Below are 23,120 nucleotides of genomic sequence, written 5' to 3' on the forward strand. Positions count from 1 at the left end.
TCGTTAAGCGAGACATCGCATGAAAATCAGAACTGTCAAAGGTTAAACCAAAGAGCGCTGCTAGACTTTGGCACCATGATCAAACTGGTGAAGATGATCCGCGAGGATCTGGCCAACGCCAAGACGCACGACCCCGCCGCACGTGGCGATCTGGAAAACGCTCTTGTCTATTCCGGACTGCACGCCATCTGGCTGCATCGCGGGTGTCACGCGCTGTGGAACCGAGGGCTCAAGGGCCCCGCGCGCATCCTCGCCCAGATTAACCGCGCACTGACCGGCATCGAAATCCACCCAGGTGCGAAAATTGGCCGAAGGTTCTTCATCGACCATGGAATGGGCATCGTCATCGGCGAAACCACCGAAATCGGCGACGGGGTCATGCTTTACCACGGAGTCACCCTCGGCGGGCAGGTGCTCACCCAGACGAAGCGCCACCCGACGATCGAGGACAACGTCACGATCGGGGCGGGTGCCAAGATTCTCGGGCCAGTCGTGATCGGCGAAGGCTCCGCGGTGGGCGCGAATGCGGTCGTGACCAAGGATGTCCCGGCGCATCACATCGCCATGGGGATCCCGGCGAAGAACCGTCCTCGCCTCAAAGAGGAGAACGAACCCCTCGTCGACCCCGGCAACTACAAGATCTAGCTACTGCTCTCGCAGGTCCTGGAAGGCCTCGTTCTTCTCGAAGAAGCGCTCAACCGCACTGCAGGTTGGGCGTACTTTTTTGCCCGCGCGACGGACATCCGTGAGCACCTCCGTCAGCAAAATGCTCGACAGACCGTGGCCACGGTACGCCTGGTCGATGACGGTGTGGTTGAAGTCCAGGACTTCGTCGCCAAGTGGCACGTATTCGGCATAGCCGGCCTCGCGACCGTCGACCTTGATGATGTAACGCAACTTCTCTGGCTGGTGGTCAATTTCAGTGTTCCCCGACATCGACTCCTCCATTCCTGGTGTCGCCCGCAACCACAGCGATTGCGGGGGTTGTGAGAGTGAATTCGGAATGTCACCAAGTATTCCAACGATGCCTGTGTAAAAGTGTAGAACCCCCTTACCGGGGGTAAGGGGGTTCTACGAGGATGTGGCCAGAGCCAGGATCGAACTGGCGACCCCACACTTTTCAGGCGTGTGCTCTACCGACTGAGCTATCTGGCCAAGAAGCGCTTTTCAGTGCTTCTGCGACCCTGACGGGACTTGAACCCGCGACCTCCGCCGTGACAGGGCGGCGCGCTAACCAACTGCGCCACAGGGCCTTATTGATTTATCCTCATGCTCCGGACTTCCCTTGCGGGCTGTCTTTCGCACGAATTAATACCTTACACAGAGGGGACGTTGAACGACAAATCACAACCTCAAGCGGTGTTTCCTGCCGGATAACGTGGCCTCAGATTCGAGCGCAATTCACGGCGCACCCCAAGCGCTGCCGTGCCGCGACGCTTACTAGACACCAGCAAAGTTTGCGGAAATGGAAACGCTGGGTGAATGCAATAGACTTAGCAAGGAAATCCAGCGCGGGTCAATACGAGCACCACGGTAATTTCGGAGCTCATGTTTTTCGCGTCGCATTCTGTCCCACTAGTTCGAGGAAGGTCCACCAACTTCATGGACACACGTCACGGCGTTCGTCGCAAGCTTCAGTTCCGCAATGAGGAGACCGCGTTACGCGATACCCTTAATAATCTCGATGGCGTCGCAGTGGACTCCATCGCGATTATTAATCTCTACGATGTTTTCGACGCCACCGACGAGGACACACGGGCCCTTACTTCCTCTGTCATCGCAGACGCGCGTGTCGACGACATGCTCACCCACGACGAGCTCGACGCCGTGGTCTCACAGGCGTCGTCGACGTTGGGCGTAGAGCCGTTGCCGGGCCAGTATGACCAGCGCGCCGACGCGGCTGAGCAAGCGCTTCGTTTGCTTCGCCCAGAGTCTAAGGCCGCAATTTACACCGGACAGGCATATCTCTTTGAGCCGTCCCAGAGCACCGAGGCGCTTGCTGCGATCCGTGGCTATCTGATTAACCCCGTGGAGTCCTGCGAGAAGGACCTTGCAGTGCTGCGCCAGCCGGCTGTCGGCCAAGCCGAACCACTCAAGCAGTACCCAGACTTCCTCGAGCTTGACGACGAAGGCCTCGCCGCCATGATCGCGCGCGACGGTATGGCCATGAGCCTGGGCGATCTGAAGGTGACACAGGAGTACTTCATCGCCGAGGGACGCACTCCCACCGAGGTCGAACTGTCCGCTTTGGATACCTACTGGTCTGACCACTGCCGCCACACCACGTTTAATACCGAGCTGACATCGATCAAAAATTCGGAACCACGTTTCGGCGCGCAGCTGGACCGCGCATTGGAGTTGTACGAGGAGCTCCGAGAAGCCAACGGCCGAACCGCTAAGCCACGCAGCCTCATGGACATGGGTACGATCATGGGCCGCGAACTACGCCGCACCGGGGTCATGGATGATCAGGAAGTATCCGAGGAGATCAACGCCTGCTCTGTGTACGTCGACGTGGATACCCCAGCGAAGGGTGGCGAAGAGCAATGGTTGCTCATGTTCAAAAACGAGACTCACAACCACCCAACCGAAATCGAGCCCTTCGGTGGGGCGTCTACGTGTCTTGGTGGAGCAATCCGTGACCCTCTTTCGGGTCGTTCCTGGGTTTACCAGGCAATGCGCCTATCCGGTGCTGGCGATATCAACACTCCCCGCTCGGAAACCCTAGAGGGCAAGCTACCTCAGGCGGATATTTCCACCCGAGCCGCCGAAGGGTATTCCTCTTACGGCAACCAGATCGGCTTGGCTACAACCGGCGTTCGCGAGCTTTTCCACCCGGGCTATGTTGCAAAGCGCATGGAGCTGGGAGCCGTAGTAGCAGCCGCGCCGGTAGAGAACGTGAAACGCCTCGAGCCTGAAGCAGGCGACGTAGTCATTATCTTGGGCGGCCGCACCGGCCGCGATGGTGTTGGCGGGGCTACCGGGTCCTCTAAGGCTCACGACGAGGAATCCGTGGCACGGTCTGGAGCAGAGGTACAAAAAGGCAACCCTGTCAATGAGCGCAAGATCCAGCGCCTATTCCGCCGCCCCGAGGTCGCGCAGATGATCGTGCGCTGCAACGATTTCGGTGCCGGTGGCGTCTCAGTTGCGGTTGGTGAACTTGCTGATTCCATTGATATCCACCTGGATCGCGTGCCGCTCAAGTACTCCGGTCTCAACGCCCGCGAGATCGCCATCTCCGAGTCCCAAGAGCGCATGGCTGTTGTGGTGCGACATGCTGACGCACAGGCGTTCATCGATGCCGCCGCGACCGAGAATATCGAGGCCGTCGAACTCGCTGAGATCACCGACACCGGCCGGATGCGCATGTTCCTCGGCGACGAGCTGGTGTTCGACCTCTCTCGCGAGTTCATCGACACCAACGGTGCCGATCGCGCACAAGAAGTAGAAATGGTGGCTGCGCCTGCCGCAGCAGCGCCTGCTGCTCCTGCCTCAATTTTGGAAGCCCTTGCCCATGCACGTGCGGGTTCCCAGGAAGGCATGGTCGAGCAATTCGACTCCACTGTCGGCCGTTCCACCGTGCTCATGCCCTATGGTGGCCGCACCCAAAAGACTGACGAAGTCGCATCGGTACAGACCCTTCCCGTACCCGGTGGCACCAACACCGCCTCGGTCATGTCCTACGGCTACTCGCCACAGCTTGCCGACGAATCCCCCTACCTCATGGGTGCCTATTCCGTAGTGGAGGCGCTCGCCCGCCTGACCGCCACGGGTGCGGACCCACGCGGGGCGTGGCTCTCCGTGCAGGAGTATTTCCAGCGACTCGATCAGAATCCACAGCTGTGGGGCGAGGTTACCCAGGCGCTTCTTGGTTTGCTGGAGGCGCAGAACGGATTCCAAGTTGCTGCGATTGGCGGCAAGGACTCCATGAGCGGCACCTACGGAGACGATCTGCACGTGCCACCAACCCTGGTCACTTTCGCCGTGGCCGCGATGGATGCCCGCGAGACCATCAGTGCCGCGCTTCCAGCAGGCACCTTTGAGATCTACAGCATCGCGCACACACCGCTGGATTCCGGCGAGCCAAACTACGAGCAGCTCAACGCTAATTTCGCGACCGTACGCGCCATGGCTGCGGCGGAATCGATCATTGCTGCCACTGCGGTGACCGAGTCGGGTCTGCCGGCAGCGCTGGTGAATATGGCGCTTGGCAACGTAGTTGGGTTCACCGCTACAGCAGCGCAGGATTCGTTCGACGCTTCAATCGGTACTGTTTTGGTCGCTGTTGAGCCAGGCACAGTAGTAGACGGTGGCGTACTACTGGGCACGACGAATGAAACGGCGGTGTTGGATTTCGGCTTCGAATCCTTCACAGTCGCAGAAGCGCTTGAAGCACTGGAGTCGGGCTACCGCGCTGTGTACCCGCTGAATATCGCAGAGGCTGAGTCCCTACCGGATTTCGCTACCGCGCTTCCTACCGGAGAGGCAGTGACCAAGCAGGTCACAGAAGCGGCCGGGGTGTCCGGGGTCCACGTTCTGCTCCCGGTCTTCCCGGGCACCAACTCCGAGTACGACATGGCCGAGGCCTTCCAAGCCGCAGGAGCTACCACTGAGTTCCATCTGCTGCGCAACCTTACGCCGGAGATGCTGGAGGAAGATACGCAGGCGTTCGTCGATAAGCTCAATGATCCTGCAACGTCGATCCTTGCGTTCTCCGGTGGTTTCTCGCTTGGCGACGAACCCGACGGCTCTGCAAAGTTTATGGCGGCGTTTTTGAGCTCCGCCGAGGTGGCCGAAGCGATCAAGGCGTTTACTGCTCGCGACGGGCTGGTACTGGGCATCTGCAACGGCTTCCAGGCCTTGGTGAAGGCCGGTTTCCTCCCTTACGGCGACCCCGCCAAGGTGACCGATGAGTCCCCTACCCTGACGCACAACCGCCAGCTGCGCCACGTTTCACGCATCGCCACCACCCGCATGGCGACGAGCCCTGCAGCTTCCCCTTGGCTTGCTACGTTCGAGCCGGGAGAGACCCACTTGGTACCGGTCTCACACGGGGAGGGACGCTTCGTCGTCTCCGAGGACGATGCAAGGGCACTGTTTGAGGCGGGCCAGGTTGCGTTCCAATATGTCGATGAAACCGGCGCGCCGACCATGGCCGCACCAGCGAACCCGAATGGTTCGTCGTATGCAATTGAGGGCGTGATCTCTCCTTGCGGACGCATCTTGGGCAAGATGGGCCACCCAGAGCGCTTCCGGGAAGGTCTCATGCGCAATATCCCGGGTGTCACGGTGCAGGACATCTTTGCTAACGCCGTGAGCTACGTGGCTGGCAAATAGTTCTCGCGGGTCTTGGCGCCACTTTCCTAGCACTTGGGAAGGTGGCGCCTTTCTCATCTTCGCGCCCTGCTGCTGCGCACTGGCTCTTCAACAACCCATCGACTTTGTCTTAAGTCCGTTGAGCGCAAGGCACGTAAAAGCAGACCAACCAATAGAAAAAGCACCGGCGTAACAACACCGGTGCTAAGGAATACGTGGCGACCCTGACGGGACTTGAACCCGCGACCTCCGCCGTGACAGGGCGGCGCGCTAACCAACTGCGCCACAGGGCCGTATTCGATTGAAAGAGCAAAACTCTTCGTACTCCCAACGGGATTCGAACCCGTGTTGCCGCCGTGAAAGGGCGGAGTCCTAGGCCTCTAGACGATGGGAGCTAGAACGTGTCTTCCCGACTACCGAAGCAGGCTGGCGACTTTGTTAAAGGTATACGACCAACCATCACTTTGGCAAAACGGCTGGAAGACAGCGCCTTTTGAAGCGACGCATCTTCTATCAGTGATACCCCCAATGGGTATACTATGAAAGCATGTCAGACGAAGCTTCTTCACACGCATTGCCCGATTGCCACGGTCCGTACGGCTACAGCTCCGACAAGGCTCGCTACCTCACCAGACTGAACCGCATCGCCGGCCAGGTCGGCGGAGTGCACCGCATGATCGATGAGGATCAGTATTGCATCGATATTCTTACCCAAATCTCCGCGATTACATCAGCACTGGAAAACGTTGGGCTTGCACTGCTTGAAGACCACCTTCACCACTGCGTTGCAGATGCAGTGGCAGATGGGGGCGAGCTTGCCGACGACAAGATCACCGAAGCGATGGCCGCCGTGAAGCGCATGGTCAAATCGTAGATTACTGTTCGGAACGGTGCGCTCGTCGATAAGCAAGCACTGCCTTGACACACATTGCTGCGGCAACGAGGCCGAGAATCAGGCCGATCCCTCCGAGTCCTGGCGAATCGTCGATTTCTCCGAGGTAGACGATGACTCCGGCGGTGACAATTAGTAGAACCCCGAGAGCAAACCGGACGATAGACGAAGGTTTTTCACTCATGGTGTCATGATAGCGGCGTGGAATCTGAGGCGTGGGGCCCTGAGCGATCCCCAACAGCCTCTTGCACCCACAGCAAGAAGGCCAGAAGCACCTTGGGTCGCACATTGAGACTGTGGGTATACAGAAACAGAGTTCGTTTTTCGTTAACTGCTTGCGCTAAGACTCGCCCGTACCTTGTATCGTCGGGCCACACTGCTTGCACTCCCTCTTCAGACGACGCGAGAACGAACTGCATGTGCAACTTATCCAGCCTTCCGTGGGAAACGCGATAGAGATCGATTTCACGAATCATTTGCCAAGGAACTAACACCCCGGCCATGTAAATCCCTGTCCAGTTCACCTTCAGCCAATGAGCACGCAGATACGAGGGCCGAAGACTTGGGGCCAAACCCAAAATCATCAAGACACCAAGAAGGAAGAAGAAGGCACCCATCAGAACCATCATCGGACGCTCAGCCATTCCGAAACCTCCCTCTTGGTTCGGCGCGTCTTGAGGAAGATTACCCAAGATTCCATTCCACGCCATCGCCCCGCCAAATGCCAGACTTCCGCAACCAAACACAGCGATCAAGAGCATTTCTGCTGCCCACCGGATCCCTAGATGAAGATTCACCTCCCCTAGCGCCTGCAACTGCAGTTTTAATGTTGCCAAGTTATTCAACACAACCGCCTTTCCTTATATGTGAAAGGCCGCAGCAGCAGCAATTGTTTCCTCCAGCCGTAGATTCCACGCCTCGTCGAGAAAAAGAAAACCCCGCTTACATTAAGTAAGCGGGGTAAATTGTGGGCCCTGCGGGGATCGAACCCGCGACCTGCGGATTAAAAGTCCGTAGCTCTACCAACTGAGCTAAAGGCCCGTGCGCAATATCGTAGCGCTAATGTCCGCCAGACTAAAAATCGGACTTTCGTCACCCCTTTTGAGGGCGTTTCATGTCGGGGGAACTTTTATTCATCCACTTCCGACTAAGGATAGAGAGGGCATACTTTTTATTGTCCTACTTTCGATCCAGGGCCGTGCAATCCGGTTTTGAGAGTTTGAGGAGCTTTCTCATGGAGCTCGACTTAGTCGACCTATCAAGGTGGCAGTTCGGCATCACAACCGTCTACCACTATATTTTCGTCCCAATGACGATTGGTTTGGCGCCCATGGTTGCGATCATGCAAACCATGTGGCACAAAACCAATGATGAACGCTGGTATCGTGCAACCAGGTTCTTTGGAAATCTGTTTCTGATCAACTTCGCCACAGGCGTGGTTACCGGCATCGTGCAGGAGTTCCAGTTCGGTATGAACTGGTCTGAATACTCCAGTTTTGTCGGCGATGTGTTTGGCGCCCCTCTCGCTTTCGAGGGCTTAGCCGCATTCTTCTTCGAATCCATCTTCCTCGGGGTGTGGATTTTTGGTTGGGGGCGCGTCCCCAAGTGGGCGCACCTCGCATCTATCTGGATAGTCAGCGTGGCGGTTAATTTGTCCGCGTACTTCATCATCGTGGCCAACTCGTTTATGCAACACCCAGTAGGTGCCGTGTACAACCCCGAAACTGACCGCGCCGAGCTGGTCGATTTCTGGGCACTGCTCACTAATCCAACCGCACTGCAGGCATTCCCGCACGCTGTCTTCGGCTCGTGGATGCTCGCTGGCACGTTCGTCGCCGGTATTGCAGGCTGGTGGATGATCCGCGAGAACCGCAAGGGCGATCCGAACGGCGAGGCGGCGACCATTTGGCGTACGTGCACACGCTTCGGTTCATGGGTCATCCTCGTGGCTACGGTGGGTGTGTCTCTGACCGGTGACTTCCTGGCCAAGCTGATGTTCGTCCAGCAGCCAATGAAGATGGCCTCGGCGGAGGCCCTCTGTCACACGGAGATGGATCCGAAGTTTTCTGTCCTTTCCATCTCTACGATGAACGACTGTGAAAGTGCCGTGCAGCTCATCGGTGTGCCTTACGTTTTGCCGTTCCTCGCCGAGGGCAAGTTCACCGGAGTCGAGTTGCAGGGCGCCATGGAGCTCAACGCGCAGTATGAGTTGCTCTATGGCCCCGGCAACTACACCCCGAATTTGTTCGTCACCTATTGGGCATTCCGTCTCATGATCGGTTTCATGGTTGTCCCAATGATCATGGCTGTTGTCGCCCTGTGGGTCACCCGCAAAAAGCGCGTGCCGACGAACAAGTGGCTCGGCATCGGTGCCCTCTTGGCATTGCCCGCGCCGTGGATTTCCAACTTCTCGGGCTGGATCTTCACCGAGATGGGTCGCCAGCCCTGGATTGTGCACCCGAATCCTGCGCACCAGGGCACGGAGTCACCAGGTGGGGAGCAAAACATCCACATGCTCGTGGACTTCGGCGTCTCCGACCACGCCGCGTGGCAAGTCCTACTCAGCATGGTGCTGTTTACCCTGCTCTACGGCATCCTTGCCGTGATTTGGTTCTGGCTCATGCGCCGCTACGTCCTCCACGGACTGGACCAGCCAGGTATCCAGCGAGGCGATGCCGACAACGTTGCTGAAGTCACTTACGGCCCGGACGAAGACACCGAGCTTGCCCCGCTCTCTTTTAGCGACGATGCCAGCGCAACGGGCACTACGGCAGTGAAAACTGAGACGAAGGTTGCTTCGCTTGACGACGAAGAAGAGGGCAAGTAAATGGATCTGAACATTCTTTGGTTTTTCGTTATTGCCTTTTTCTTCGTGGGCTACTTCATCCTGGAAGGCTTCGACTTTGGCGTCGGCATGTTGCTTCCTTTCGTTGGTGGCGAGAACGCCGAGGCGAATGACCGTCGTCGCACCGCGTCCATCAAGACAATTGGTCCGATCTGGGACGGTAACGAGGTCTGGCTGATCACGGGCGGAGCGGCTATTTTCGCAGCATTTCCTGAGTGGTACGCCACCCTCTTCTCCGGCTTCTACCTGCCGCTAGTTTTGATTCTGATCGCACTGATTGTTCGCGGTGTGTCCATTGAGTGGCGCGTCAAAGTCGATACCGTGGCGTGGCGCAAGAAACTAGACATCGGCACCGTATTCGGTTCCTACCTCCCCGCGATCCTCTGGGGAGTGGCGTTTACCAATATCGTTGCTGGTGTTCCGATGAACGAGGACGGTCGCATCAACTCCTTCACCGACGGCTTCATCGGCCTGCTCAACCCACTCGGCCTCTTGGGTGGGTTCGCCTTCATGCTCGTGTTTATGCTGCACGGCGCGCTGTTCCTAGGCTTCAAGTCAGAAGATCCACTGCGCAGCCACATGCACGCGTTTGCCAAGAAGTGGCTGGTCGTCCCTACTGTCCTTGTCGGTGCCGTGTACCTGATCTGGGTACAGCTAACACTGGGTGCAGGGTGGACCTGGGTCGTGCTTGCACTCACCGTTGTGTTCTTGCTCGCCGCGATCGTCGCGCTTTTCAAGGAACACGACGGCTGGGCATTCGCGCTCACCGCCTTCACGATCCTCGGCGTTGGCCTGCTCCTGTTTGGCTCGCTGTTCCCAGACGTGATGCCGTCGACAAGCACGGCCTTTGCTGGCTGGGATATCTACAACGCATCGTCCAGCCCGTACACCTTGAAGGTCATGACGTGGGCTGCGGTTATCTTCCTCCCAGCCGTGCTAATCACGCAGGGCTGGACGTACTGGTCGTTCCGCAAGAGGGTGAAAGTCTAACTATTGGCTTCCCCTATTGATCCGCGTTTGATCAAGCTCGTCCCGCCGGTCCGCACGCTTATTGTGCGCACCGGCGTTGCGCAAGGACTGACCACTGCTCTGCTCATCGCCCGCGGAGTGCTCATTGGTATTCTCGGCGCCAGCGCCGTCGAGGGCCGCGATGTACCGTACGCCTGGTTGTTGGTAGCGCTCGCGGTGGTCGTCGTCACGCATGGTGCGGTTTCTTGGGCTGCGCAAAGGCTTTCCGACGACTCCGTTGGGGCCACCATCGAAACGCTGCGTGAAAAGTCTTTGCGTGCTTTATCGCAACGCGACCCGCGCCAGGTTCAGGAGCAATCCGCGACGTGGCGCCACGTCTTGACCAAGGGACTAGAAGACTTCCGCCCCTACCTGTCAGAGTTTTTGCCATCTTTGGTCGCGCTGTGTATCGCCACGCCGGCCGCTTTGATCACCATCTTCGTGTTCGACTGGATTTCCGGCATTTTCGCCTTGGTCACGCTGCCGTTGATCCCCGCATTTATGATCTTGATCGGTAAGCTCACCGCAGCCCACACCGAGCGACGCCTGCGCGTGACTTCCGGGCTTGGCAATCAGCTCGCTGACCTCCTGGCAGGCGCGCCGACCTTGCGGGCACTACGCGCCACCGAGCAGCCCGCGCGCCAAGTACGTGAAACCGGAACCCGCCACCAAAAAGCCACGATGGGTGTCCTTCGGCTGGCGTTTTTGTCGTCCTTTGCGTTGGAGTTCCTTGCCACCTTGTCGGTGGCCCTTGTCGCGGTAAACATTGGCCTGCGCTTGGTCTACGGTGACATGGATCTCCTCGCCGGCCTCGTCGTGCTGATCATCGTCCCGGAGGTGTTCAACCCCGTGCGCCAGGTGGGCACGAATTTCCATGCGGCGGTCGATGGTCTCGAATCTGCCGAGACCATCTTCGAGCTTCTCGAAGATCCTCCCCACACCACCGGCGCTTATCTGCGTAGTTCTTCAGCGGGTATTCAGGCCGTGAGCCTCTCGGTCCAAGGCCGTGACGGAGTCCGCCCCCACAATCTCACCTTCACCGCCCAACCCGGCCGTATCACTGTTCTTGCAGGTCCCAATGGTTCCGGCAAGTCGACGGTCTTTCTTGCGGCCCTCGGGGTGCTGCCCGACAAGGATGTCACCGGGACTATCGCCGTCGGAGGTTCGGTGGCCTACCTCCCGGCGCGCCCCGCAACCACCCCTGGGACGGTCCAGGACAACGTGGAACTTCTCGGTGCCGCGGCATCGCCACGGGCGATCGCTGCCGTTGGCCTCGACGTTCCCCTCGATCATGCCGTAGGCCCGGCAGGAACCGGCGTGTCCGCAGGTCAGCTGCAACGTATCGGGCTTGCCCGCACGATCGCAGCCAACGAAGACATTTTGCTTCTCGACGAACCCACCGCCCATCTCTCCCCCGAGCTCACCGAGCAGTCGTTGCGCACGCTCTCTGCGCTGGCTGACGCTGGCCACACCGTGGTTATTGCCTCTCATGATCGCCGTATTTACGACATCGCCGACGAGGTGATTCACCTGTGAGAGATCTTCGTTATCTGCTGCAGCTTGCCGGCGTGCGCACCCGCGACATCGTCTGGGCGGTCACCGCTGGCTCGATCACGTTGCTTTCGGCACTGACGCTCACAATCCTGTCTGGCTGGCTGATCACCCGCGCTTGGCAGATGCCACCGGTCCTCGACCTCTCCGTAGCCATCACAGGCGTGCGCGCTTTGGGTATCTCCCGCGCCGTATTTCGCTACCTTGACCGCCTGATTTCGCACAAACTGGCCTTCACCGCGCTTACAACGCTGCGCGCCCGCGTCTACGACGCGATGGCTTTCTCTTCCTCGCCGGTCTCCCGGGGCGAGGGCCACGTCCGGCTCGTTTCAGACACCGAGCGCGTCACAGACCTCATCGTGCGCACCGTCGTCCCCGCCGGTGTTGCAGTCGTGCTGTCTATTGCCGCGCTGGTCTTTGCGGCACTACTCCATCCCTTGGCGGCGGTGGTTTTGGCCGGCGGATTTCTCCTCACCGGCATCGTGATCCCCCGGTTGTCCGTCCGTGCCAACCGCGACACCGGCCACGTCGAAGCGACCGACGAGTTCCAAACTCGACTCGATGCAGTCCTGGAGCACCGCGCAGAATTCCAGTCCGCAGGGCTTCACGACGATCACATCCGCCGCACCATCGATGCCTCTGCCCGCTCCACCCGCGCGAGCATCCTGGCCCAGCGCCCAGAAGCCCTCGCCGAGGGGATCCAGGCCTGGGCCACCGGTCTCACCGCACTGTTTGTTACCTGGATCGCGGTGACCAACTACACCGGCAATCCTGTCTGGCTGGGTATGCTCATCATGATCCCGCTGGCAGCTTTTGAGGCCCACGGACCGCTGTCCACCGCCGCAATCCACGCAGAAGATGCGAAGCTAGCCGCGCGGAGGCTACGCGAAATCGTCGATAAGCCAAAAGAGGCTGCACCTCATCGCGAGCAAACAACTCGGGTGCGTGCGAATAACCTGCACACCATCTACGGTGATACCGTGTGGGATTTCGATCTAGCACCTGGCGAGCGCATGGTCGTGCGCGGGCCATCTGGATGCGGAAAGTCGACGATGTTGGCCACCGTCGCGGGCTTGCTTCCGCCTGCAGCAGGTGAGGTGACCATGCCTGAAGGTGCGCGTTACTTCGCCGAGGATGCCTGGCTGTTTTCCACTACAGTGCGGGAGAACATCCGGGTCGCATCACCCTGCGCCACCGACGAGATGATGCACCAGGTGCTCCAAGCGGTCGGGTTTGATTTCGACCTCGATTTCCTCTTGGCCGACGGTGCCGACTCGCTCTCGTCGGGGCAGCGCCGCCGATTACTGCTCGCCCGAGCGCTCTGCAGCGATGCCGACGTGCTGCTTCTCGACGAACCCACCGAACACCTCTCCCCCGATGCCGCCGACGAGATCCTGAACATGCTTTTGCACGCCCCCTTGCCAGGCCCGAAGCCGGAGCGCACTATCATCGTCGTGTCTCATACTGATGGGCCTGTGGGCTACGAGGTTCAGTAGGTGTTGCAAGCCGCGCTTAACGACGATTGCCCCCGCCTAGCGTGCTCGGCGGGGGCAATTGAACAGGATGAGGTTAGCCGTCGTGTCGGATGAACTTCATCGCGTAGTCAAAGACCTTGGTGACGCAGAAGTCGTCCTCAGCACCTGTGGAAGCGGTGACTAGAAGCTCAGCGAGCTCCTCGGTGGACTTGTTCTCGATGAGGTTGTTGTCTGGCTGATCAGCCATGTAGGTCTTGAAGTGACCGACGAGCTTCTCCTGTGGAACGTCCTTGAAGATGTCCCAGAGATCAACGTGTGCCATGGTGTGGTGCTCCTTTAAGTAGATGTAGTGGGACGGTTCTTAGACGTCAAGAACCAGGGTCTGGCCCTTGCAGCCACGGGAGACACACGCCATCATCGAGGTCTGTGCCTTCTTTTCCTTGGCGGTGAGAACCTGGTCGCGGTGCTCCGCTTCGCCCTCGATGATGCCAACCTCACAGGTGCCACAAAGACCTTCGCGGCACTCGGCGTAGAGGTCAACGCCAGCGTTTTCCAGGGTCTCTAGCAGAGTCATGGTTGCAGGAACGTCGTACTCAACGCCGGTGGAGTTGAGCTTCACCTTGAACTCATCGTTCTTGGATGGGTCAAGCAGAGTGGACGCGGTGAAGGACTCACGGCGAACGGTGTCTTCTGGCCAATCCTTGGTGACCTCGAGAACTTCGTTGGTGAAGCGGTCTGGACCACAGGTGAGCAGCTGCACGCCTTCTTCGTAACGATCCGCGAACTGGGAGATATCCATGCGGTTCTTCTCGTCGGAAATGTACAGGTGAGCATTGGCACCGTGGTTTTGCACGATCTCTTCCAGGTAGCTCATCTTGGTCTTAGAAGAACCGGAGTAATGCAGCTCGTAGTCGATGCCTTCGCGCTTGGCTTCGTCCGCCATTGCGAGCATCGGGGTGATACCGATACCTGCGCCGACCAGGATGAGCTTCTTTGCATCCTTGTCAAAGCGGAAGTTGTTGCGAGGGCCACGCACATCGATAATTGCGCCTTCGTGGACGTTGTCGTGGATCCACTTGGAGCCACCACGGGACTCGTCTTCGAGCTGGACTGCGATTTCCCAGGAACGTGGGGTCATGCGGACCAGGGAGTACTGGCGGTTCAGGTCGCCGGCGCTGATCTCGATGTGGGCACCTGCGAAAGCCTGTGGCAGGTCGATGTCTTCGACTGGCTCGAGGACGATCTTCATAACCTTGTCGGTGACCTTCTCAGCGGTAACAACCTTCATCTGACGGGTCTTCAGCTCACGGGATGGGCCGTTGTAGATGATCTCTGGGTTGTCCTTTGGCAGCTCGCCAAGACGCTCAGGGTTCTTCTCTGGGTCCCAGGTGACCTTGATGGTCTGAGGGCCGCGGAAGGAAACGGAAGGCAGACGACCGAAGTCCTGAGTCTTGTCCATCTCCATGTGTGGCAGACGCTTAAGCAGCTGCTGCAAGATCATCTGCATTTGCAGACGAGCGAGGTTACGGCCCATGCACTGGTGGATGCCGTAGCCGAAAAGCAGGTGCTTGGTGACGTTATCGCGGTACAGGTCGAAGGTGTGTGGATCCGGGAACACCTCTGGGTCGCGGTTAGCAGCGGAGGTGACCAAAAGAACGCGCTCGCCAGCTGGGATCTTCACGCCGCGAATTTCTACGTCGTTAAGCGTGCGACGACGCCATGCGTGGGAGCCACCATTAAGACGGAAGGACTCTTCGATTGCGTTCGGAATGAGCTCTGGCTTGTCCTTGAGCAGGTTCCAGATGTCTGGACGCTCGGTGAACAGGTAGATGAACAGGTTGGATACCGAGTTCGCTGTGGTGTCGTGCGCTGCGGTCACCGCAGACATGGTCTTAGAGCGCAGGTAGTACATCGGGACGGACTCTGGGTCTTCGCGGTGCGCGCGGATGGAGTGAGGTACCCAACCAGTACCTGGCTCGGTCTCTTCAGCCATCATTAGCTTGTTCAGAACGCGCTGGGAGTGCTGCCAGAACTTACCGTTGGTCTCGGCGACCTTCGCCTGGGTCTCAGGGGTAGTCTTGCCCCAGGTAGCGGTTGCGTGGCCCATGGAGAACTGGTGGATCTTTTCCATGTCGTCCGCTGGAACACCCATGAACTGCAGCGCGACGGTCAGCGGGGAGATGTAGAGCAGCTCGCGGAAGATGTCTACTTCGCCCTTATCGATGAACTTGTCGATGTATGAATCTACGGTGTCGCGGACGGTGCCTTCCAGCTTGCGCAGCTCGTCAACCATGAATGGCTGCTCGAGTGCACGGCGACGTGGGTTGTGGATTGGCTCATCGGTGTTGACGATGGTGTCGCGGAAGTCGTAGCCGTAGTCGTCGAGAACCTTCTGGTTCTCAGGGGACATTGGAACTGCCTTCTCCAAAGCGGTATGAGCGGTGAAGTTCTCCTGGTCCTTGAAAACAGCTAGGCAGTCTTCGTAGCGGGTAACTACCCAGTAGCCGGACTTGTGAGAGTAGAACACGGGCTGGTGTTCGAATGCCCACTCGGAGTGCTTCCATGGATCATCTACGAACTCTTGGCCCAAGAAGTCGAAGTTCGCGTCTGCGCCTTCGCCCGGGGTGCCGAAAATCTCGAGAGCCTCTTCGCGGGTGAGAGAGGTGTTCTCACCGTTGAGGTATGGGCACTTGGATTCCGCCGCGTTTGGTTCATTAACCTGGCCAGCCTCGTTGACCTGGTTAATCATGTCGTTAACAGTGCTTGTCATTGCGTCCGCCCCTTCCTTGGGGATTCGTGTCCTAATACGCCTTTAGCGCCGAGTTGTGTTCGGCGTTACAAGATGGACGCTATACGTGAGCCAGACTACAAACAAATGGTTTAGACGTTTCCGCAGAGAATTACCCCCCAACAGGGGCGGAAATCTGACCATTAACAGCCATTAACACCCCTTCCACTCCCCGCAGCCCCACAATGGCGCTGGTCACATCGCCTTTTATAAACATTCATAATGATTGCAAAGTTTCAAAATTGGATGCCCGTTTACTTCCACAATGGGCCTTTTGCGGAATGTGGCGACTAGCATGATTCCGTCTTACGGAATTACGCATGTCCGATCTCCGTATCCAAAGACAACAAAAAGGGCCCGGCCCCGATGGAATATCGGGGCCGGGCCCTTGACTCCCCTTCCCCAGTCTGAAACTGGGGCAGAGAGTTCGTCGTTAAGCGAAAAACCGCTTCTATGGCATCATGGAGCCGTTTTCCAGCATGCGAACGTGGAAGTCGAACGCGGTCTTCAGATCATGAGGAGTGGACAGATGCGGCTGTACCGACTGTGCACGCTCAAAGTACTCCTGCAGAGCTGGCTGGTAGTTCGGGTGAGCGATCTCGATCATCTTCGCCACGCGGTCGCGTGGAGCAAGGCCGCGGAGGTCGGCGTAGCCACGCTCGGTGATGATGACCATTGCGTCGTGCTCGGTGTGGTCAATGTGGGAAGCGAAAGGAACGATGGTGGAGATCGCGCCGCCCTTAGCCTCCGAACCGGAGATGAAGGATGAGACGAAGGCGTTACGGGTGAAATCGCCAGAACCGCCGATGCCGTTCATCACGCGGGTGCCGTTGACGTGAGTGGAGTTGATGTTGCCGTAGATGTCGGCCTCGATCATGCCATTGGTCGCGATCAGACCCACGCGGCGAATGACCTCTGGGTGGTTCGAGATCTGCTGTGGACGGAGGATGATGTGCTCGCGGTAACGCTTCGCCTCGTCGTTCATCTTTTCTGCATACTCAGGAGACAGCGAGAACGCGGTTGCAGAAGCCACAGTCATCTTGCCGGCATCGATCAGGTCGACCATGCCGTCCTGGATAACCTCGGTGTATGCCTGGATGTTCTCAAACTTGGAGTCCAGCAGACCGGCCATCACTGCGTTTGGAACGTTGCCCACACCGGACTGCATGATGTAGCCGTCGTAGCTCAAGCGACCAGCAGCAACCTCGTCTTCGAGGAACTGGAGGAAGTTGGCAGCAATCTGCTTGGAAACCTCGTCTGGCTCCTTGAACGGTGCGTTGCGGTCTGCCTCATCGGTCTCGACGATTGCGACGATCTTTGCTGGGTCAACCTCGATGTACCCGACACCGATGCGATCACCAGGCTTATTGATCGGCACGGCAACGCGGTTCGGCAGCGCCGGCACAGACCAGATGTCGTGCATGCCTTCAAGATCCAGGGACTGCCAGTTGTTGATCTCAACGATGACCTTGTCAGCCGCGTTGATGTACTCGACGGAGTTACCCACGGAGGAGGACGGCACGATGTTGCCATTTTCGTCGATACGAATCGCCTCGACGATTGCAACGTTGACCTTGCCGAAGAAACCCTGCTCAACGTAGAGACCGGACTGGGAAAGGTGAATGTCCTGGTACTTCATCTCGCCAGCGTTGATCTTGTTACGCATGGTCGGATCGGACTGGTATGGCATGCGGTAGCGGATTGCATCCGCCTCGGCGAGGACGCCATCGCAGTCAGGAGCGGTGGATGCGCCGGAGAACACATCGATTGCGAACTCTTCGCCGCGAGCGTGAGCAGCCTTCGCCTTTTCAGCGATGGCGGTTGGCAGTGCCTTTGGGTAGCCCGAGCCGGTAAAGCCGGAAACGCCGACCTTGTCGCCGTTGTTTACAAACTCAGCGGCCTCTGCCGCGGTCATAACCTTGGATTTCAGGTCAGCTTTTGCGATGCGCTCGCTCATGCTTTCATTCACCTTCTATTACGTAGGACAATAAATGTGTGTTCCAGCATATTGTGGCCCAAAAATCTATTGCACGCCACAAGATTCACGGTCCTTGGGGACGATCTTCGCAACGATGTTAATTTTGCAGGTTAAATCAGACAGTCCTGCGTTCACTACCTCCACAAACCCCAATCTAGGGGCCTGTACTTTCACCCCCTCCAGTCACCCCCGTCACGTGAACCGTTCATTTTTTGGAGTTCTTTACTCCTACTGGGACAATGGCGTGCGTGAATCAACCTCGTCTACGCATCGGCAACATGGATCTTTCCTCGCCAGTCATCCTCGCCCCCATGGCTGGCGTAACAAACATGCCGTTTCGCGTTTTGTGTCGCGAGATTGAACAGGAGCTAACGGGCACAACCTCCGGGCTCTACGTGTGTGAGATGATCACCGCCCGCGCACTTGTCGAAGGCAACGAGAAAACTCTCCACATGACTACCTTCGCCGAGTCTGAAAACCCGCGCTCGATGCAGCTTTATACTGTGGACCCCGAGTACACATATAAAGCCGTCAAAATGATCGTCGATGAAAACAAGGCAGACCACGTCGACATGAACTTCGGCTGCCCAGTACCCAAGGTGACTCGTCGCGGAGGCGGTTCAGCGATCCCCTACAAGCGCCGCCTCTACGCAAACATCGTTGCTGCCGCCGTGCGCGCCGCGGAAGGTTCCGGCATTCCGATCACGGTGAAGTTCCGCATCGGCATTGACGACGACAACCACACCCATCTCGATGCCGGCCGGATTGCTGCCGAAGAGGGAGCTTCCGCCGTTACGCTGCATGCGAGGACCGCTGCCGAACGCTACTCCGGCGAGGCTCACTGGGATGAGATCACTCGCCTCGTCGAGCACATGGATGGCTCCGGCATCCCAGTATTGGGAAATGGCGACATCTTTGCAGCATCTGATGCCCAAGCAATGATGGAACAGACAGGGTGCGCAGGCGTGCAGGTGGGGCGTGGCTGCCTCGGCCGGCCATGGCTCTTCGCGGAAATCGGCGCGCAGCTGCGTGGTGAGGCGGTGCCTCCCGAGCCTACTTTTGGGCAGGTCACCCGCATCATCTACCGTCACGCCGAATTGCTCGCAGAGCACGACGGCGAGGACCGGGCATGCCGCGAACTTCGCAAACACACTGGTTGGTACCTGCGCGGCTTCCCAGTAGGCGGCGAGCTCCGTGCGCGTTTAGCAAAGGTGTCAACTCTCAAGCAGCTTGCCGACGAACTGGCGCCTTGGGAAGACTCTGAGGTTTTGGCGGACGACTCGGACGGGGCCCGGGGCCGCCAGGGTTCTTCGTCGAAAGTGGCACTCCCCGACGGCTGGCTCGACGACCCTGAAGATGAGACCGTTCCAGTAGGTGCAGAGATAGAGAATAACGGCGGCTAGTTTCCTTCACGTTAACCATTTGTTTGGCCATTGTAGTTTCACATGTTGCGCAATTTTCTTGTCCGTGCCCTATGATTGCTCGCATGCGAACTGTCTACCGTGAACATCTTGACGCTTTCGCGCACGATCTGTTGGTCATGTGCGACTCCGTCCGATCGATCATGGATAAGGCATCCGAAGCCCTTCTCACCACTTCGTTGGAGAAAGCCGAGGATGCCTTGTCCTTGGCTGACCCACTCGAGGAAATCCGTGTGCGTTGCGAAGAGCGCGCTGTCCAATTATTGGCGCTAGAAAACCCTGTGGCATCTGATTTGCGCCAGGTTGTCTCGTCGATTTATATCGTTGAGGATTTCAACCGCATGGCTGCCCTGGCGATGCACGTTGCGAATACGGCGCGACGCCGTCACCCAGATCCAGTCCTGTCTGATGACATGGTGGGGTACGTCGAGGAGATGGCTCGCTTGGTTCAGGAAATGGGCGAGAAGACTCACGATCTCCTTGTCGACCCTGACGCTGACGTAGCCATGATTCTGAATGAGGATGACGATGCCGTTGACGACCTCAACAGTTTCCTTCTTGAGTTGATGACTCAGCGCGAGTGGAAGCACTCGATCCGCCAGGCGGTAGATCTTGCTGGACTCACTCGTTTCTACGAGCGCTACGCAGACCACTGTGTCAACGTGGCTGCTCGAATCGTGTACCTCACCACTGGCTTACAGCCGGAGGAGTACCTGCGAAAGCGCGAGTCTGATCGTGAGGAGGCTGAGCTCGCGAAGCGTTTCGAGGCATTGGAACGGCAGTTCCGCCGAGGTTTCCGCCCCGAATAGCAGGCGTTGGAGACACCGATAAGCCTCACCACTGGGTTTCCCTGTGGTGAGGCTTCGTCGTCAATGCCAGAAGGCTTCTTGCCAAGGCAGGAAGTTGGCCCCCTCACCTTGCAGCGAGGGGGCCAACTTAAGGATTCGTTGAAAATGGCGTTTAGCCGAATCGACCCGCGATGTAGTCTTCGGTTTCCTTCTTGTCAGGGTTCTCGAAGATCTTCTGGGTGTCGTTGAACTCGATGAGCTGACCCGGCTTGCCGGTTGCCTCGAGGGAGTAGAACGCGGTCTTATCGGACACACGTGCAGCCTGCTGCATGTTGTGGGTCACGATAACGATGGTGAACTCTTCCTTCAGCTCGTGGATCAGGTCCTCGACTGCAAGGGTGGAAATTGGGTCAAGAGCGGAGCAAGGCTCGTCCATGAGCAGAACTTCTGGCTCAACTGCGATCGCACGAGCGATGCACAGACGCTGCTGCTGACCACCGGAGAGGCCGCCACCTGGCTTGTCCAGACGGTCCTTGACCTCTTCCCAGAGGTTTGCGCCGCGGAGGGACTTCTCTGCAACTTCCTTGAGCTTCTTCTTGTTCTTCTCGCCGGAGAGCTTCAGGCCTGCAACAACGTTGTCCTCGATGGACATGGTTGGGAATGGGTTTGCCTTTTGGAAAACCATGCCGATGGTATTGCGAACCGACACTGGATCGACGTCGCGGTCGTAGATGTTTTTGCCGTCGAGCAGGATCTCGCCCTTGACGGAAGCACCAGGGATGACCTCGTGCATGCGGTTCAGGGTACGAAGAACGGTGGACTTACCACAGCCGGATGGACCGATGAATGCGGTCACAGCCTGTGCTGGGATGTCAAGGTTAACGCTTTGAACGGCGTGGAAGTCGCCGTAGTAAATATCAACGTCGTTGAGTACGAGCTTAGACATTAGATTCTCCTCAGAGTGAGTAGGTGTGGCGACTTACTTCTTAATCGCGAAGCGGGCAGAGATGAGACGAGCTACAAGGTTGATGACGACAACCAGGATCACCAGAGTGAGAGCAGCGCCCCACAGCTTGTCCATAATTGGCTGTGCGGTACCGGACTTGTACATGTCCAGCATCATCAAAGGAAGGGAGGACTGTGGTCCACCGGTTGGGTCCCAGTTCACAGAAGAAGTGGAGCCCACCAGGATCAGTACCGGTGCGGATTCACCCATGACACGAGCAACTGCCAGCATGATGCCGGTGACGATACCGGAAAGGGCGGTTGGCAGAACGATTCGTGCAATGGTCTTCCACTTAGGAACGCCAAGTGCATATGACGCCTCACGAAGATCCATCGGAACAACGCGGAGCATTTCCTCGGTGTTACGAACAACGATCGGGATCATCAGAAGGATCAGGGACAATGCCACGGCAAGACCGGAACGGCCCTGGCCGAGGATGGTGATCCACAGTGCGTAGATGAACAGTGCAGCAACGATGGAAGGAACACCGGAAAGGATGTCAACCATGAAGGTGGTCATCTTGCCCAACTTGGAGCCGTGTGCATACTCAACCAAGTAGATGGCGGTGAAGATACCCACCGGGATCGAGATGATGGATGCAACCAGGGTCTGCATCAACGTACCGATGATGGCGTGTGCGGCGCCACCGCCAGGAAGCAGTGCGATGGTGGAAGACTGGTCCATGGTCCACCATTCAGGAGACAGGACTGGACCGATTCCTCGGGAAATTACTGTCCAGAGAACCCAGACAAGTGGAATCATTGCCACGATCATGCAGGTCCACATGAGAACCGACATGACGGTGTTGGTGGTCTTGCGGCTTCCGGAGATGTGAGTGAAGATCGGCTCGCCTGCGCCGGAGACCTTTTCGTTAGTAGGGGTAACAGTAGTCATTGTTCGCTCCTTCCCCTTACTTCTTGTTCACGATCGCACGAGCGATCGAGTTGACGATGAATGTGAGCAAGAACAGAACCAGACCTGCAGCGATGTAGGCACCTGCTGAGATTGGGTTGTTAAACTCTGCGGCCGCGGAAGCAATCGCCGTTGCGAAGGTGGTACCACCGTCGAACAGGGATCCACGGAACGCCGAGGAAGGCGATACAACCATGTACAGTGCCATGGTCTCACCCAGCGCACGGCCAAGACCGAGCATGGAACCGGAGATGTAACCGGAAAGACCGAACGGCAAAACGGTCATACGAACAACTTCCCAACGGGTTGCGCCGAGCGCCAGAGCGGACTCGATCTGTCCCGGAGGAGTCTGCACGAAAACCTCGCGTGCGGTAGCGGCGATAACCGGGAGAATCATCACTGCAAGCACGATGCCACCGGTGAGCATGTTACGGCCGGTTGCAAACGAAGGGGTGTTGGAGAAGGTCGCGAACAGGAAGAAGTTTCCAGCCCAAGAGTGAATCCACTCGTACAGTGGCGAAAGGAATGGACCCAGAACCTGCCAACCCCACAGACCGTAAACGATCGAAGGAACCGCGGCGAGCATATCGACCAGGGTGCCCAGCGGGCGGACGAGCTGCTTCGGTGCGTAGTTGGACAGGAAGATTGCAATACCCAGAGCGATCGGCATCGCGATGATCAAAGCGATCAGCGAGATGGTCAGAGTGGACATGAACATGTTCGGAATACCGAACTTCATGTTCTCCAAGTCGTTGGTCTGCCATGGGCCACGGTAAGTGAAGAAGCCGAGGATGCCGTTTTCGTTACGCATCAACGGTGGGGTTGCCTGGATCAGAAGGAAGATACCGATCGCAGCAATCAGAATGGTGATCAAAGTCGCCGATGCAACGGAAAGGAACTCGAAGACACGGTCGCCCGGACGCTTTACGCCGGCGCCCTTTGCTGGTGTCGTTGTCGCAGTTGCCTTATCATCACCCGCGGAAACTGGGATGCCCGCAGAAGAAGGTTCAGGTGCATCGGATGTCGTGGTTACCCCTGCGTGGAGCTGTTCCTGCTCTGCGTCAGGCAAGTTGTTGCTAGCCATTTCACGAATCCTTAGTGATTTTGAAGATGATGGTGCCCGGAAGCGGGTTAGCGCTA

18 protein-coding genes and 5 tRNA genes are annotated in these 23,120 nt (G+C 57.9%); 9 read left to right on the top strand and 14 right to left on the bottom strand.

Going from position 1 to position 23,120, the window contains the following annotated elements:
- Nucleotides 1-75: 75 nt before the first annotated feature.
- Nucleotides 76-645, top strand: a complete 570-nt coding sequence (gene epsC, locus QP027_RS09240) for a serine O-acetyltransferase EpsC (protein WP_284824282.1) — start codon at nucleotides 76-78, stop codon at nucleotides 643-645.
- On the opposite strand, the gene QP027_RS09245 is transcribed toward epsC, so the two are convergent.
- The 3 genes from QP027_RS09245 to QP027_RS09255 all read right to left on the bottom strand — a co-directional run bounded on the left by QP027_RS09245 (nucleotide 646) and on the right by QP027_RS09255 (nucleotide 1,253).
- Nucleotides 646-936, bottom strand: coding sequence for a GNAT family N-acetyltransferase (locus QP027_RS09245; protein ID WP_284824284.1), 291 nt, complete (start codon nucleotides 934-936; stop codon nucleotides 646-648).
- Between the two features lie 146 nt (nucleotides 937-1,082).
- Nucleotides 1,083-1,155 (bottom strand) — tRNA-Phe (locus QP027_RS09250).
- 24 nt (nucleotides 1,156-1,179) lie between these two features.
- A tRNA-Asp gene (locus tag QP027_RS09255) sits at nucleotides 1,180-1,253 on the bottom strand.
- A gap of 349 nt (nucleotides 1,254-1,602) precedes the next feature.
- Between QP027_RS09255 and QP027_RS09260 the strand changes: the two genes are divergently transcribed.
- Nucleotides 1,603-5,337, top strand: a complete 3,735-nt coding sequence (locus QP027_RS09260; protein WP_284824286.1) for a phosphoribosylformylglycinamidine synthase — start codon at nucleotides 1,603-1,605, stop codon at nucleotides 5,335-5,337.
- A gap of 195 nt (nucleotides 5,338-5,532) precedes the next feature.
- On the opposite strand, the gene QP027_RS09265 is transcribed toward QP027_RS09260, so the two are convergent.
- Together QP027_RS09265 and QP027_RS09270 are read right to left on the bottom strand one after the other, a co-directional pair.
- Nucleotides 5,533-5,609: transfer RNA gene (locus QP027_RS09265), tRNA-Asp, on the bottom strand.
- A 29-nt stretch (nucleotides 5,610-5,638) separates the two neighbouring features.
- Nucleotides 5,639-5,711: transfer RNA gene (locus QP027_RS09270), tRNA-Glu, on the bottom strand.
- Between the two features lie 152 nt (nucleotides 5,712-5,863).
- Here QP027_RS09270 and QP027_RS09275 point away from each other — a divergent pair.
- On the top strand, nucleotides 5,864-6,190 hold the full coding sequence (locus QP027_RS09275; protein ID WP_284824287.1) for a metal-sensitive transcriptional regulator: 327 nt from the start codon (nucleotides 5,864-5,866) through the stop codon (nucleotides 6,188-6,190).
- Between the two features lies 1 nt (nucleotide 6,191).
- Here QP027_RS09275 and QP027_RS09280 read toward each other — a convergent pair whose 3' ends face one another.
- The 3 genes from QP027_RS09280 to QP027_RS09290 form a co-directional block, all read right to left on the bottom strand.
- Nucleotides 6,192-6,392 carry a hypothetical protein gene (locus QP027_RS09280; protein ID WP_284824289.1) on the bottom strand — a complete coding sequence of 67 codons (201 nt, stop codon included), beginning with the start codon at nucleotides 6,390-6,392 and terminating at the stop codon, nucleotides 6,192-6,194.
- A 4-nt stretch (nucleotides 6,393-6,396) separates the two neighbouring features.
- The gene (locus QP027_RS09285; RefSeq protein ID WP_284824290.1) at nucleotides 6,397-7,056 is read right to left on the bottom strand and encodes a hypothetical protein; all 660 of its coding nucleotides are present in this window, start codon (nucleotides 7,054-7,056) and stop codon (nucleotides 6,397-6,399) included.
- A 120-nt stretch (nucleotides 7,057-7,176) separates the two neighbouring features.
- Nucleotides 7,177-7,249: transfer RNA gene (locus QP027_RS09290), tRNA-Lys, on the bottom strand.
- A gap of 193 nt (nucleotides 7,250-7,442) precedes the next feature.
- Here QP027_RS09290 and QP027_RS09295 point away from each other — a divergent pair.
- The 4 genes from QP027_RS09295 to cydC are packed head-to-tail and all read left to right on the top strand — an operon-like array spanning nucleotide 7,443 to nucleotide 13,108.
- Nucleotides 7,443-9,035, top strand: coding sequence for a cytochrome ubiquinol oxidase subunit I (locus QP027_RS09295; RefSeq protein ID WP_284824292.1), 1,593 nt, complete (start codon nucleotides 7,443-7,445; stop codon nucleotides 9,033-9,035).
- On the top strand, nucleotides 9,036-10,043 hold the full coding sequence (gene cydB, locus QP027_RS09300) for a cytochrome d ubiquinol oxidase subunit II (RefSeq protein WP_284824293.1): 1,008 nt from the start codon (nucleotides 9,036-9,038) through the stop codon (nucleotides 10,041-10,043). It begins immediately after the preceding gene.
- 3 nt (nucleotides 10,044-10,046) lie between these two features.
- Nucleotides 10,047-11,597, top strand: a complete 1,551-nt coding sequence (locus QP027_RS09305) for an ABC transporter ATP-binding protein/permease (RefSeq protein WP_284824295.1) — start codon at nucleotides 10,047-10,049, stop codon at nucleotides 11,595-11,597.
- Complete coding sequence (gene cydC / locus QP027_RS09310; RefSeq protein WP_284824297.1) at nucleotides 11,594-13,108, top strand: thiol reductant ABC exporter subunit CydC; 1,515 nt, start codon at nucleotides 11,594-11,596, stop codon at nucleotides 13,106-13,108. The genes QP027_RS09305 and cydC overlap by 4 nt, the downstream gene beginning before the upstream one ends.
- A gap of 73 nt (nucleotides 13,109-13,181) precedes the next feature.
- On the opposite strand, the gene QP027_RS09315 is transcribed toward cydC, so the two are convergent.
- The 3 genes from QP027_RS09315 to scpC form a co-directional block, all read right to left on the bottom strand.
- Nucleotides 13,182-13,409, bottom strand: a complete 228-nt coding sequence (locus tag QP027_RS09315) for a hypothetical protein (protein ID WP_284824299.1) — start codon at nucleotides 13,407-13,409, stop codon at nucleotides 13,182-13,184.
- Nucleotides 13,410-13,448: 39 nt separating this feature from the next.
- Nucleotides 13,449-15,857, bottom strand: coding sequence for a cytochrome P450/oxidoreductase (locus QP027_RS09320; RefSeq protein ID WP_284824300.1), 2,409 nt, complete (start codon nucleotides 15,855-15,857; stop codon nucleotides 13,449-13,451).
- Nucleotides 15,858-16,326: 469 nt separating this feature from the next.
- Complete coding sequence (gene scpC / locus QP027_RS09325; protein ID WP_284824301.1) at nucleotides 16,327-17,832, bottom strand: succinyl-CoA:acetate CoA-transferase ScpC; 1,506 nt, start codon at nucleotides 17,830-17,832, stop codon at nucleotides 16,327-16,329.
- A gap of 260 nt (nucleotides 17,833-18,092) precedes the next feature.
- Between scpC and dusB the strand changes: the two genes are divergently transcribed.
- Both dusB and phoU read left to right on the top strand, forming a co-directional pair.
- A complete protein-coding gene (gene dusB, locus QP027_RS09330; protein ID WP_284824302.1) occupies nucleotides 18,093-19,256 on the top strand; it encodes a tRNA dihydrouridine synthase DusB in 1,164 nt (387 codons plus the stop codon).
- An 83-nt stretch (nucleotides 19,257-19,339) separates the two neighbouring features.
- Complete coding sequence (gene phoU / locus QP027_RS09335) at nucleotides 19,340-20,083, top strand: phosphate signaling complex protein PhoU (RefSeq protein WP_284824303.1); 744 nt, start codon at nucleotides 19,340-19,342, stop codon at nucleotides 20,081-20,083.
- Between the two features lie 151 nt (nucleotides 20,084-20,234).
- Here phoU and pstB read toward each other — a convergent pair whose 3' ends face one another.
- From pstB to pstC, 3 genes are read right to left on the bottom strand one after another with little or no spacing between them, the layout of a single operon-like run.
- Nucleotides 20,235-21,008, bottom strand: a complete 774-nt coding sequence (gene pstB / locus QP027_RS09340; protein ID WP_284824304.1) for a phosphate ABC transporter ATP-binding protein PstB — start codon at nucleotides 21,006-21,008, stop codon at nucleotides 20,235-20,237.
- Between the two features lie 33 nt (nucleotides 21,009-21,041).
- A complete protein-coding gene (gene pstA, locus QP027_RS09345) occupies nucleotides 21,042-21,962 on the bottom strand; it encodes a phosphate ABC transporter permease PstA (RefSeq protein ID WP_284824305.1) in 921 nt (306 codons plus the stop codon).
- Nucleotides 21,963-21,978: 16 nt separating this feature from the next.
- Nucleotides 21,979-23,064 carry a phosphate ABC transporter permease subunit PstC gene (pstC, locus tag QP027_RS09350; protein ID WP_284824306.1) on the bottom strand — a complete coding sequence of 362 codons (1,086 nt, stop codon included), beginning with the start codon at nucleotides 23,062-23,064 and terminating at the stop codon, nucleotides 21,979-21,981.
- Nucleotides 23,065-23,120: the final 56 nt, after the last annotated feature.

It is taken from the genome of Corynebacterium breve (genome assembly GCF_030252165.1).
Lineage (GTDB): Bacteria > Actinomycetota > Actinomycetes > Mycobacteriales > Mycobacteriaceae > Corynebacterium > Corynebacterium breve.